Raw genomic sequence first — 12555 nt, 5'->3', positions numbered from 1 at the left:
CACGGCGATAGCCGACAGTAGTGCGAGGCGATACTGTCAAAAAGTATGAGTGCACCAGAATTCGTCGATTTTCATTTCGACCCCATGTGCCCGTACGCGTATCAGACGTCGCTATGGATACGCGAAGTCCGGCGAATGACCGGACTGCGGATCGACTGGCGGTTCTTCAGCCTGGAAGAGATCAATCGGGCCGAGGGGAAGAAGCATCCCTGGGAGCGCTCATGGTCCTACGGCTGGTCGCTCATGCGCATCGGCGCTCTGCTACGCCGCCGCGATCAGGACGCCGTGGATCGCTGGTATGCCGAGATCGGCCGGGAACTGCACGAACTCGGCGGTAAGCCGCATGACCCCGCGATAGCGCGCCAGCTCCTCGAACGACTCGGCTTCCCCGGCTCGGTGCTCGACGACGCGATGGCGGACGAATCGACACACGCGGAAGTACGCGCCGATCATGAACGCGTCACGGCCGCGGGCGGCTTCGGCGTACCCACGCTGTTCTTCCCCGATGGTTCCCCACTGTTCGGACCGGTACTGATCGATCCGCCGACCGGCGACCGCGCGGCCCGCCTCTGGGCACTGGTCACCGGCATGCTCGAATTCCCGGATGTCTACGAAATCCAGCGTCCCAAGAGCGCCGCTGCCACCGAACGCATCGGGGAAGTACTGAAACCATATGTGCGTGGCCGCGATTGGGTGAGCATCAACCGCGGCGAGGTCATCGATATGTCGGCGCTGGAGGAATCCACCTCTTGATCCAGTAGCGCCTGTTCCCATTACGCGCGGAAGCATCCGCACTCCGAACCCAGCAGCGGTAATCTGCGCACAACGCTCGACGACGCCGGTCACGGGCCGGCTCGAGTTGATCAGGCGACCTTCGGATTCATCAGGACAGCAAGTTCATCGGGGATCGGCATAGGTTGGAGTATCCCGACGCGAGCTCGTCCGGTATTGCCCTTGGGATAGCGGCCGGACAGCGAGCCGGGAGCAGCCACGACAATGCGTACGACCTGCCCGAGGGCTTCACGGCGGTCACGTTGGCGCACCGCGAAGACGAACATAGCGACATGATTGCAGGTGTGCAGCCACGGGTCGGGCTGAGACAGGATATGAGCGCGTTCGAGGTGCGCCCACCGCTGATCGGGAGTGCGGCTGGTTTCGGCGGCCTGCATTTCATAGTGGTAGCGGGCGCGAGCCGCCCCCGGGATGCGGGACATCAGAAGCCCTTTCCGTAGTGTCCGATGATCGTAGTATCCGATACTCCGGGACGAAGCGACAGCGCAACCGGCTGAGCAGGGTCCGCGGATGCGGAGTGCCCGACTGCGACACAGCACGCACAGCTGGACCTGGCCGCATCGCGGCCGCCGGGAACCTCGAGCGGCGTACAGCAGACGTCACCACGCCAAGCCACACCACTGCCGAAGTCACCTCGATCACCGAGTCGAGGCCGAATCCGAGCAAGGCGGTCGAGGAGACCCGGACACCTTCGGTGACAATGATGGCTGCCTCGACGAGGTTGTAGGAGATGGTCGCGGCCACCGACCAGCGAATCCAGCGTGTCAGCAGCGTCCGTCGCCGCGATGAAGGACCCGGGCGCGGCATCCCCAGCTGCTACCCCATCAGCAGCACCCCTCGGCATCCACGGCCGGGCAACAGGCCGGGTCGACCGCAAGCACCACACCGAGCAGATCGTCGAGCGCGTGCCCGATACGCGAATCGGCGAGCTCGTAGCGGCTGCACGGAGTGCAGGGTGACCAACACGTATGTAACAGTTGCCGACTGCTTCGCCCGTTGCGTGAGCGGAGTGGTTTGGTGGCACCAGAGCTCCGTTCGGCCACCATTCGACTACCGTCAGTAGTTCACAAAAGCTCTTTGTGGGGCGGGCGGGGCTCGAACCCGCGACCAATGGATTATGAGTCCACGGCTCTAACCGACTGAGCTACCGCCCCATGCCGCGGGGACCGCGGGCGTTGGGAATGCTACCGCGTCGGACGGGGTTGAGACCAGTCGGATAGTTGACGAAGTTCTAGAACTTACGGAGAGGGCAGGTATGGCTGGTCTGTTCGCGAAGGTACTGAAGGCGCATCAGTGGATGTACGACAACAGCGGCGGGCTGGTGGGGCATCGGCTGTTGTTCGGAAACCCGACACTGCTGCTGCGGACAGTGGGACGCAAAACCGGACGGGAAAGAACTTCGGCACTGACCTACGGCCGCGATGGTGCGGACTATCTGGTGACCGCGTCCAACGGTGGCTCGCCACGGTCGCCGGGGTGGCTGGCGAACCTGAAGGCGCGATCGGAGTGCGAAATCCAAATCGGGCGGCGGAAACTGGCAGCGACAGCACGGCCGACACTGCCGGATGATCCGGAATACGCGCGCCTATGGGCAATCGTCGATAAAGTGAATCGGGGACGCTACAGCGCTTATCAGAAGATGACCACCCGACCCATCCCGGTCGTGGTGCTCAGCCCATCGTCCGGAGGAAACCAGTCCTCGAGGTAGTTCTCGTTCCGGCCCGTGCGGCCGCGGCGCTACCACCAGCCGACCGACTCGATACATCACCACGACGGCGAGGCCGGAGACCACGATGGCAGTACCAGCGACGGGGAGGTTGCTGCCCGGCGCTGCCGCCGGACCAGTCGCCAGTCCAGCTGGTTTGCGCACACCCCCGTTAAAGTGCGTTCCAAGGCGATCCTGGACTCGACTGCGATATGCGCTTGATCGGCGTGCCCGAGCAGAGACAACCGACCGACGAATATCCAGCAGCGACCTCAGCCTCGGCACCTGGCACGTTTCCGCCGAACGACGGTGGGTCACCCCCCACCGCCACCACCGCCGCAGCTACCACCGCCGTAGCTGGAACTGTCGCCACCGCCATAGCTGGAACTGCTTCCCCCACCGCTATCCGCTGCGCTGTGACCACCCGACTGCCCGCAGTCGTGCTGGTCCATCAAGCCGGCGCCGCCTGCCGTCCAGAAAGAAGCAGGGGAATTCGCATCGCCATGTCTCCCAACCTGATTCCCGCCACGTCGCAATACATACCGCGATGGTCGGTGGCGGTTGAATCGCGAGCGGATGGCACCGAACACGACAGCGATCAAAGCCACTAGGAAAAACAGCAGTACCAGTGCAGCAACCGTAAAAACGATAATGGTGATGACGCTCATTCGGAGTCCTTTCCTGGCATGAGCGAGCCCTACGTGACAAAGCCGCGCTACCACCTCCGGGCCTGACGCCCATACTGAAACGATAGCGGCCCAACGGTTCCCGAGTACAGTGCATTGTGCTGTCCCTCAACTTCCGTAGATACCGATCCCGCGAGATCGATCTACTGACCGTTCGCGCCGCCGTCGATGCGCTGAAGCTACCCGAAGCCGTGTACAAGACCTGTCCCTGGCAACCGCGGGAGCTCGTGGAGCAGGGGCTACGACAGTGGCTGCTCTGCTGCGGCGCCGCACTGCGCGATGACCAGGTGATCGGCATGCCATCGCACGCGGTGGACGAGGCGTGGCACGGGTTCATCCTGTGCACGAAGCGCTACGCTGAATTCTGCGCGACAGCCTATGGGCGCTTCCTACATCATATCCCGGAAAACTCTGGGCCACAGAGTAATTCGCATGAGGCGATAGCGCGGCAGCTTGGTCGCACAGTAGTGGCGTGGTGGTTTGTCGCGGCCGTGGACGAAGAATGCGTGCTATGGGATCTGGATCGCCGGGTCGGCGTCCAGCGCCCATGGGGCATCGAGGCCCAGCGAGTCGCCGCCATCGAGACCGAGCTCACCAGAGTGATCTCCACCTGATTCCAGGTCGGTTTCACTGTATTAGCTGGAAACCGACGACGGCCGACGGACTGTTCGGCTACCCGCTCTGAACCACGACGCCGCACCCGATAGCGGTTGATACCCGTTCCTCTGCGTCTGTACCACCCGCTCGAAGCCGGGACACACCTCGAGATCGGCACGTAGCCGAAACCGACGTGCTGATGGACGCGGACCGCAGGAAAACGGCCCGAATCGCAGACGCAGACAAAAAATCCTTACCAGTCCGTAACAATAATCGCACTCATATCGAACAGAGCAGCCTAGCTGCCGTCGGTTCGAGAGCAACATAGCTGGTCCGCATCCCCCGAGTAAAAAATTGATCATTTCGATTCAATATATAGAACTTTCGGTCACATGAAAAGGTGATCATCTCCTTCTTATCACGTGTCTTCGCAACAGCCGATAGATCACGTTCTCGATACCTCACTAGAACGCGTTACAGTACAATTCCTACATGGAGCGACTCACAGGGTTGGACGCCAGCTTCCTCTACTTGGAAACCAAGACCCAGCATCTACATATATGCGCGCTGTTGATCCTGGACCGCTCGTCAGGAAATTACTCGTTCAATAGATTCAAAGCTGAGCTCGGCCGACGGCTTCCACTGATCCCGCAGTTGCGTCGCCGTGTACACGAGGTGCCGTTCAATCTGGATCATCCGGTATGGATAACAGATCAGAATTTCGACCTGGACAATCACGTTCACCGGATCACGATCACCCCACCGATCGGTCGCTACGAACTCGAGCAACTCGTAGGAGATATCGCAAGCCGCCCCATGGACCGCGATCGTCCGCTCTGGGAGGTATCGGTGGTCGAAGGCCTCGACGACGATAAGGTCGCGGTGATCGTGAAATACCACCACGCCGCTGTGGACGGCGTCACCGGCGCCAATCTGTTAACGCATCTCTGCGATCCGGAACCGGGTGTCACCAAACTAGTGCCCCATCAGGAAGAACACCCCGAACCAAGTCCGAACGACTGGCGACTGCTGGCGGAGGCAGTGGTGAAGTTGCCCGCCAAAGCAGGCTTCCTCGGCATGGTCCCGAAAACCTTCGAAGTAGTCACAGGCTTCGCACGACGCCGCCGCAAGGACAAAGCCGGGATGGCGATACCGTTCTCCGCCCCGCGCACACCGTTCAACCTGGCCATCACCGAGCGGCGCGCCGTCGCGTTCGCCGAGGCCGAACTCGACGCCATCAAGGAGATCCGATACGCGTTCGAGGTCAAGGTAAACGATGTGGTGCTGACCATTGTGGCCGGGGCGCTACGCGCCTACCTGGACAAACACGGTGAACTACCGGATCGCTCACTCATCGCGTCGGTGCCGATATCCGTGCACGGGTCGACGCGGCACACGGCGGGCGTCAACAAAGTCTCCGCGCTGTTCACCTTGCTCGGCACCGATATCGCCGATCCGGTAGAGCGCTTACAGCGGGTAGCCGAGGCCAACCGTGGGGCTAAGGAGGAGCACAAGATCGTCGGCGCCGACTTCCTGCAGGACTGGTCGAAGTACGCGCCGCCGAACACCTTCCGGTTCGCGTCCCGAATATACTCGTCGTGGCGGCTGGCCGAGATACACCCGGTGGTGCACAATCTGGTGGTGTCCAATGTGCCCGGCCCGCCGGTGCCGCTGCACTTCCTCGGCCTACGCGTGGACGGCATGTATCCGTTCGGGCCGGTGTTCCATGGCGCGGGACTGAATGTGACCGTGTTGTCGAACAATGACAAACTCGATTTCGGCTTCATCGCCTGCGCGGACCTGATGCCCGATATCGCGGAGCTCGCCGACGCTGTACCGGCTACAATCGCCGAACTGCTTTCCGCAGCACGGAAAAGCTTCTGAGCACAGGGATTTCTATCCAGGTCACGCCAGGACACGCATGACCATCTCCGCGACGCAGACCGGCTTGTCACCGTCTTCACGCTCTATGGTCACCGAGGTAGTCGTCTGCAAACCGCCCGGCACCTGCTCGACAGTCACGATCCGCGCCCGACCTCGGATACGAGAGCCGGAAGGAACCGGCGCGGGGAAACGAACCTTGTTCACGCCGTAATTGATTCGTGCCGAGGCATCAGTGATCCGAAAGATCTGGCCCATGATCGACGGCAGCAACGACAAGGTGAGGTAACCATGTGCGATAGTCGTGCCGTACGGTCCCGCCGCGGCCCGCTCAGGGTCGGTATGGATCCACTGACGGTCTTCGGTCGCCTCGGCGAACGCGTCGATACGTTGCTGATCGATCTCCATCCAGCCGCTCGCGCCGAGGTCGGCACCCGTAGCGGTGCGTAGCGTGTCCATCGTGAACGTCATCGGTTCGCTCATACGACGAACCCTAGACCAATTTCGATTCGCGCAGACCACACGCACACAACGAGTTTCATGCGGAATCTGGGCTACCGTCGCACAGTGAGCCGAGTATACGGCGCAGTCGGTGACATTCATTCCTGGAATGAGACTCGGGAGAGATGAGGTATCACGATATGGGTCGGTTAACCGGAAAGGTGGCATTGATCAGCGGGGCGGCGCGCGGCATGGGCGCAGCACACGCCAGGGCACTGGTCGCCGAGGACGCGCGAGTGGTGCTGGGCGATGTGCTCGACGAGGAGGGCGCCGCGGTCGCCGACGAGCTGGGCGACAGTGCTGTCTACGTGTCTCTCGACGTGCGTGAGCCGGATGACTGGCGCGCGGCCGTCGCCGAGTCGGTGCGCCGGTTCGGGTCGCTGAATGTGCTGGTGAACAACGCGGGCGTCGCGAACGGTAAGGCGCTCGTCTCCTACGAGCTGGCCGAATGGCAACGAATCATCGACGTCAATTTGACCGGCACCTTCCTCGGCATGCGGGAGGCGACTCCGGCCATGGTCAAGGCGGGCGGCGGCTCGATCATCAATATCTCCTCCGTCGAGGGTATGCGGGGCAGCCCCCAGCTGCACGGCTATACCGCTACCAAATTCGCCGTGCGTGGACTGACCAAGTCCACCGCACTCGAGTTGGCGCAGTATAGGATTCGGGTGAACTCGGTACACCCCGGCCTGATCCGGACCCCGATGACAGAGAACATCCCCGCGGACTTCTTGCAGATTCCGCTCGGCCGGGCCGCCGACCCGGCCGAGGTTTCCGCTCTAGTGGTATTCCTCGCCTGCGACGAATCGTCGTACTCCACCGGAGCCGAATTCGTCATCGACGGCGGCCTGACCGCGGGTATTCCGCACAAGAACTTCGGCGACTGATTCCACTATCGCGAGCCACGGCGGTGAGCAGCCGCCGACCGGCGCGGCTACCTCGGCTTTCTCCGCTCGTCTCCTAGAGTGATCGAGTCCGTATCTCGATAATGGGGCGAATGGGATACGGAGCGTTCGACTTTAGCACGCCAACATAAACGAAATGTCGTGATGGATGGGAGTCGACGAACGTCATGCTTCGATCAGCTACTATCACTACCTCCGTGGCCGCGTTATCCCTGGTCGCGCTGTCCGTGGTCGCATCGATGTCGGCCGCACAGCCGATCTATCCGAACCCGGATCCCGATCCGTTCTACGCCGCCCCGACGGAGCTGGACCGCGCCGCACCCGGTGACGTCCTAGCGGTCCGGACGATGCCCGCTCTACCTATATTCCCCGGAACGAGCATCACGATGATCAAATTCCGCTCTACCAACTCCACTGGTAAGCCGATCGCGGCCACTACCACCGTGCTGACTCCGTCGAATCACGCACCCGGCGGGCCACTGTTGTCCTATCAGCACTACGTCAATTCGCTCGGCGCGCAGTGCGCCGTATCTCGACTGCTCTACACCGACGATCCCAGCCTGGTGATCCGGGAGATACCCGGGCTCAACGCGATGCTGCTGCGCGGCTGGTCGGTGGTTCTGCCCGACCATCTCGGTCCGACCAGTGCCTACGGTGCCGCGAAATTGGGGGGCTTGATCACCCTCGACAGCCTCCGCGCGGCACGGCGCGTCGCGCAGCTGGAGCTGGCCGACAGTCCGATCACCATGCTGGGCTATTCCGGTGGCGGCATGGCGAGCGCGTGGGCGGCCGCGCTGGCACCTCGATACGCGCCCGAACTGCCTTTCGCCGGTGTCGCCGCGGGCGGGGTGCCGATGGACCTGATAGCCATGACCGATGGCATCGGCCACGATGCGCATGCGGCCTTCGGCCTCGCCTTCGCAGCAGCGGTCGGCTTGGAACGAGAGTATCCGGATAGATTGCCGATCAGCGAATACTTGAATTCGAAAGGCATGGAGATCCGGGACCAGATCGCCAACAGCTGCACCAACGAAATCATTTTCAGGGGTGCGGGACTCAGCGTCAATGAAGTCTCGACCTCGGTTTCACTTCTCTACGAAGAACGCGCACGCGCGGTACTCAGAGAAAACAGCCTGGAGTTCTTCGACGGCATACCGACCATGCCGATCTTCCAGTGGCGGGCACACCAAGACGTGCTGATCCCGGTGGAAGCGATCGACAATACGATACGACGGTATTGCGCCGCGGGCGCGCGTGTCCAATACGAGTTGTATCCGAGTCCTGATCACCTGTCCGCTGGGGCGCTCGGCTTGCCTGCGGCGTTCGGCTGGCTGGACGCGCGGTTGCGGGGCGAACCCGCGCCGAGTAATTGCTGACAAAAGTATGACGCCGCGGCCGCGCCACGCGACTTCCAGCTGGAATACGGACAGAATCGGATCATGCATGCCGACCAGGCGGGCAGTGCCCGCCGAGCCCGCCCCACACGAATCCGATACCTGTGCGAATTCTGCTGACCGGCGCGGCCGGCTTCATCGGATCTCACGTGCACCCGGCATTGGTCCAGGCCGGGCACGAGGTGATCGCCGTAGATCTCATGCTGCCCGCAGCACACGGGCCCGGCGCGCGAGCCCCGGAGGGCGTACATCAGATCGACGTTCGCGATATCGACGGTTTGGCACCGCTGCTGCGCGGTATCGATGTGGTCTGCCACCAGTCTGCTGTCGTCGGGGCCGGAGTGAGCGTCGCTGATGCGCCTGCCTATGCCGGCCACAACGATCTGGGCACAGCCGTGGTTCTTGCCGCTATGACAGAGGCAGGCTGCCGTCGGCTCGTGCTGGCATCGTCCATGGTGGTCTATGGCGAAGGGTGCTATCGGAACACTCGCGGCGAGTCGGTCCAGCCCGGACAGCGCACCCGCGCGGATCTCGATGGGGGACGGTTCGAGCATTACTGCGCGATCACTGGGGATACGCTGCGCTGGACACCGGTACCCGAGGACAGTCCTTTGCGGCCGCGCAGCCTGTACGCGGCGAGCAAAACAGCGCAGGAGCACTACGCCGCCGTGTGGGCGGCGGCTACCGGCGGCACTGTCGCCGCCTTGCGTTACCACAACGTCTACGGTGACGGTATGCCGAGGGACACCCCGTACTCCGGTGTCGCGGCAATTTTCCGATCGGCACTGGCGGCAGGGCGTGCACCACGCGTATTCGAAGATGGTCGGCAGACAAGGGATTTCGTGCACGTGTCCGATGTCGCGACAGCCAATCTCGCGGCTGTCGAGCAGCCGCTGCCCGGGTTCGTGCCGCTGAATATCTGCTCCGGACAGCCGATCACGATCGGCGAGGTCGCTACGGTGCTCGCGGACGCTTGCCACGGCCCCACACCGGTGGTGACCGGCGATTATCGGCCCGGTGATGTCCGCCATATCGTCGCGAACCCGAATGCGGCCCGGCGGCTGCTGAGGTTCTCCGCCCGGATCGGTCCGCACGAAGGGCTCGCTGATTTCGCGTTCGCTCCGCTGCGTGCCATCGCGGGATCGGGTGCGCCGACACAGTGAGTCAGTTCTCCGAAAGCGGCAACCGCACTTCGAAACGGCAGCCACGATCACGATTCTGAGCGGTGACATCACCATCGTGGTCCTCGACCAGGCCCGCTGCAGTAGCCAGCCCCATACCGCTGCCCGCGGACATACCGTCCACAGCGACCAGCGAACGGACTGCTGTGCCACGGTAGGCGATCTCGAAGTTCCGGGTCAGGTCGCCTCCGGCGATACCGGGGCCGGTATCGTCCACTCTCGCCCACGCCCGCCCGTCGACCACTCCGGCCGAGATCGCGACATGACCACCCGGCGGGGTGTGTGCGATGGCGTTGGCGACGAGATCGGTCAGCACCCGGCCGAGTGCGCGGTCGTCGGCAGCGACCATAACGCGGAAGTCCGGCTGTTCGGCGCGCAAGGACACCACTGCGCGCTCGGCAGTCGAGCGATTGGCTGCGAGCACCTCGTCGATCAACTCACGCAGATCTATCGGCGCCAGCGCCAGACGTAGCGCACCAGTGTCGACCTTCGACATCTCGAACAGGTCGTCGACCATGCCGGAAAGCCGATGGATCTCCCGACCGATCTGCTCGGCGTAGTGCGTGACCGCCGCGGCGTCGGACACCATGCCGCCCGACAAAGCCTCGGCCATCGCGCGAATACCCGCGAGCGGGGTGCGCAGATCGTGACTCACCCACGCGACCAGTTCACGCCTGGAGCGCTCGGCGGCTCGTTCTTGCTCGCGGATCTGATTCTCCCAGACAGTTTTGCGCGCCTGCTGCCTGCCGAGCAGCACCGCGGTGGGTACGGTAACCGCGGCGACAACAGCGAGCACCACCAGCATGCGATGCAACTCTGCGGTGAACATCAGCCCGCTGACCACGGCCAGCCCGGCGAGCGCCGAGAGGATCGGGATCAGAACCAGCGCGACCATACTGCTGGTCAGTGACCTGTTACCGACCACATACAGCAGAATCGCCCCGAACAGAACCACCGGCACCGACCCTGCGGCGGTGTAGAGGATCAGATGCAGTGCCAGCTCATCCATGTAACCGATCCTGCTCGGTACCTGCGCGCCCCCACGCATAGCCACACCCCCATATGGTGTCGATCCGATGATGATCACCGAGCTTGACGCGCAATCGCTTGACATGCACAGTGACCGTGGAGAGATCACCCAAGTCCCAGCCCCATACGTCCCAGCCCCATACCTTGGCCAGAAGATCGCATTCGCGTGAGGTCAGCTCCACCTGGGCACCGTCGGTAAGCACCAGCCAGGCCGCAGAGCGTACCTCGATCACACCGTCTCGCAGCACCGAACGGTCGGCCGGGACTACAAAACGAGACCGATACAATACCGAAGCTACCCGCAACGCCAACTCACTCGGGCTGAACGGCTTGGTCACATAATCGTCGACGGTTTCGAGCACGGTCGAGCCATCGCGTTCCAGATAACGACGGACCACGTCGCGCACAACAGGATCATCATCTGCGATAAGTATGCTCATGGCATTCACCAATTCGTCAGGATCAGATGAACTAACAACAGAGCACCAAGCGCCTGCACGCCGAGCCAGATCCTGGTGGTGGCTCTCGGCAAGAACGCGGTGGCAGCCAACAACCACACATCGAACGGCAGCCAGATCCGCTCGGTCTCGGCCTTACTCAACCCGCTGGCATCGGCAACCAGGACAGCACACAGTCCCGCGGCCACCAACAACGTCGCCGGGTCCAACGCGCGCACGCTTGCCCGCGACAACGTTCTCGGCAGCGCCGCGACAACAGCCAGACCGATAGCGCACACAGTCGCCGCGAGATTCCCCCACCACCAGTAGCCGAACGACCGCTCAGCGGCAATGCCCTGATAATAACGCTGGATGACCAGATGATAGCCATCCAGCCACCAGAAACCGGCGAGAGTGAACGCGGTGGCGACTGCCAACGCGCCGACAAGGGTTGGAAGCAGCGGCCGGACCGTCCGCCCCGCCACCAGAACGGCCACGGCCGGAAACACCATGAGCGCCAGACCGTAACTGAGGTAGACACCGAGACCGAACAACACCCCCGCCCCGACCGCAGTCACTGTCCGACCGGACCTGGTGGCCAGTGCGAGCAGTGCCACCGCCCACGCAGTGACACCGGCGAATACCGCGTCGGCCGACACCGCGATCCAGATCGCGGCGGGCGCGAGCACCAGAAACGGCAGCGCCGCTCGCGCGCGGTACTCGGCACCGAGTGCGCGTAAGGCGACCGCTACCGCGACCACCGCACTACATCCGATCAACAGACAGGCCGCTCCCGCCCATGCTCCGCCGCCGAGCCCGACCCAATCCAGTAGCACGAAGAACAACAAGGCGCCCGGCGGATGCCCGGAGACATGCGTGGTCCACGAGTCCGGCTGGAAGTCGAGAATCCGGCTGGAGAACTCGCGCAGCATCACGCGCAGATCGGTAACTCCGCCAACTTCGTACAAGTACTCATTGTGGTCGGTGAGCCGGTCGGTGAAGCCACGACGCCATCCGTCGACCAATGCCAACGCGAACGTCCAGCACACCGCGACGACATATGCCGCTATCAGCAGTCGAGGCCAGGACAGCCGGGCCGCGATGGCCGGGCCGGTCAGCACGACTATCACGGCTATCAGGACAGCTGGGACAGTCCCCCAGCCGACATGCGGCGACCACACGCCGAAAATCGGCGCGGCGCCCGCATAGAGCGAACGCTGCCACTGACCACCGACAATTCGCGGAACTTCGAATGCCGCGGCGACCAAGAGGACAGCGACACCCGCGGCGAGCAGCTCGCCACGGAATCGGCCGACCTGCCCTCGGGTGGCTTCGGTGAGATCGTGCACACGGCCACGATAGGCTCGAAGTGCACGAGGATCCGCTGACAGTCGCAATGAAACAGACACCGTCAGAGTTTCGTAACCGTTTTCGCAGTCTCACCTGT

General features: G+C 63.0%; 13 protein-coding genes, 1 tRNA gene and 1 pseudogene. 7 read left to right on the top strand and 8 right to left on the bottom strand.

Annotated elements, in window-relative coordinates; genetic code table 11:
- Positions 1 to 45 precede the first annotated feature (45 nt).
- Positions 46 to 753 (top strand): mycothiol-dependent nitroreductase Rv2466c family protein, encoded by a 708-nt coding sequence (locus tag ACX4ZE_RS01170; protein ID WP_480271356.1) that lies wholly within the window; start codon positions 46 to 48, stop codon positions 751 to 753.
- Positions 754 to 863: 110 nt separating this feature from the next.
- On the opposite strand, the gene ACX4ZE_RS01165 is transcribed toward ACX4ZE_RS01170, so the two are convergent.
- The 3 genes and pseudogenes from ACX4ZE_RS01165 to ACX4ZE_RS01155 form a co-directional block, all read right to left on the bottom strand.
- Positions 864 to 1214 (bottom strand): DUF3703 domain-containing protein, encoded by a 351-nt coding sequence (locus ACX4ZE_RS01165; RefSeq protein WP_480271355.1) that lies wholly within the window; start codon positions 1212 to 1214, stop codon positions 864 to 866.
- 402 nt (positions 1215 to 1616) lie between these two features.
- A pseudogene (locus ACX4ZE_RS01160) lies at positions 1617 to 1733 on the bottom strand (transcriptional regulator); the annotation flags it as partial.
- A 139-nt stretch (positions 1734 to 1872) separates the two neighbouring features.
- Positions 1873 to 1946 (bottom strand) — tRNA-Ile (locus ACX4ZE_RS01155).
- A 101-nt stretch (positions 1947 to 2047) separates the two neighbouring features.
- Here ACX4ZE_RS01155 and ACX4ZE_RS01150 point away from each other — a divergent pair.
- Positions 2048 to 2500, top strand: coding sequence for a nitroreductase family deazaflavin-dependent oxidoreductase (locus ACX4ZE_RS01150; RefSeq protein WP_480271354.1), 453 nt, complete (start codon positions 2048 to 2050; stop codon positions 2498 to 2500).
- Between the two features lie 311 nt (positions 2501 to 2811).
- Here ACX4ZE_RS01150 and ACX4ZE_RS01145 read toward each other — a convergent pair whose 3' ends face one another.
- Positions 2812 to 3165, bottom strand: a complete 354-nt coding sequence (locus ACX4ZE_RS01145) for a hypothetical protein (RefSeq protein ID WP_480271353.1) — start codon at positions 3163 to 3165, stop codon at positions 2812 to 2814.
- Positions 3166 to 3281: 116 nt separating this feature from the next.
- Between ACX4ZE_RS01145 and ACX4ZE_RS01140 the strand changes: the two genes are divergently transcribed.
- Together ACX4ZE_RS01140 and ACX4ZE_RS01135 are read left to right on the top strand one after the other, a co-directional pair.
- Entirely contained in the window at positions 3282 to 3797 is a 516-nt protein-coding gene (locus ACX4ZE_RS01140; RefSeq protein ID WP_480271352.1) for a glycine-rich domain-containing protein, read from the top strand.
- 475 nt (positions 3798 to 4272) lie between these two features.
- A complete protein-coding gene (locus tag ACX4ZE_RS01135; protein WP_480271351.1) occupies positions 4273 to 5664 on the top strand; it encodes a WS/DGAT/MGAT family O-acyltransferase in 1392 nt (463 codons plus the stop codon).
- Positions 5665 to 5685: 21 nt separating this feature from the next.
- Here ACX4ZE_RS01135 and ACX4ZE_RS01130 read toward each other — a convergent pair whose 3' ends face one another.
- Positions 5686 to 6144 (bottom strand): MaoC family dehydratase, encoded by a 459-nt coding sequence (locus ACX4ZE_RS01130; RefSeq protein WP_480271350.1) that lies wholly within the window; start codon positions 6142 to 6144, stop codon positions 5686 to 5688.
- Positions 6145 to 6302: 158 nt separating this feature from the next.
- On the opposite strand from ACX4ZE_RS01130, the gene ACX4ZE_RS01125 reads away from it, so the two are divergent.
- From ACX4ZE_RS01125 to ACX4ZE_RS01115, 3 genes are all read left to right on the top strand, one after another.
- A complete protein-coding gene (locus ACX4ZE_RS01125; protein ID WP_480271349.1) occupies positions 6303 to 7049 on the top strand; it encodes a glucose 1-dehydrogenase in 747 nt (248 codons plus the stop codon).
- 185 nt (positions 7050 to 7234) lie between these two features.
- The gene (locus ACX4ZE_RS01120) at positions 7235 to 8443 is read left to right on the top strand and encodes a lipase family protein (protein WP_480271348.1); all 1209 of its coding nucleotides are present in this window, start codon (positions 7235 to 7237) and stop codon (positions 8441 to 8443) included.
- A 122-nt stretch (positions 8444 to 8565) separates the two neighbouring features.
- Complete coding sequence (locus ACX4ZE_RS01115) at positions 8566 to 9624, top strand: NAD-dependent epimerase/dehydratase family protein (protein ID WP_480271347.1); 1059 nt, start codon at positions 8566 to 8568, stop codon at positions 9622 to 9624.
- Between the two features lies 1 nt (position 9625).
- Here the strand turns inward: ACX4ZE_RS01115 and ACX4ZE_RS01110 are convergent, their stop codons facing one another.
- Genes ACX4ZE_RS01110 through ACX4ZE_RS01100 form a run of 3 tightly spaced genes read right to left on the bottom strand, consistent with a single transcriptional unit; the run spans position 9626 to position 12457 of the window.
- Entirely contained in the window at positions 9626 to 10651 is a 1026-nt protein-coding gene (locus tag ACX4ZE_RS01110; protein ID WP_480271346.1) for a sensor histidine kinase, read from the bottom strand.
- A complete protein-coding gene (locus tag ACX4ZE_RS01105; protein ID WP_480271345.1) occupies positions 10644 to 11111 on the bottom strand; it encodes a response regulator transcription factor in 468 nt (155 codons plus the stop codon). The genes ACX4ZE_RS01110 and ACX4ZE_RS01105 overlap by 8 nt, the downstream gene beginning before the upstream one ends.
- Before the next feature lie 5 nt (positions 11112 to 11116).
- Positions 11117 to 12457, bottom strand: a complete 1341-nt coding sequence (locus ACX4ZE_RS01100) for a hypothetical protein (RefSeq protein ID WP_480271344.1) — start codon at positions 12455 to 12457, stop codon at positions 11117 to 11119.
- Between the last annotated feature and the right edge of the window lie 98 nt (positions 12458 to 12555).

It is taken from the genome of Nocardia sp. TBRC8007 (genome assembly GCF_056629435.1).
The sequence above is the reverse complement of the archived record's forward strand: the minus strand, read 5'-3'. Positions and strand labels throughout refer to the sequence as shown.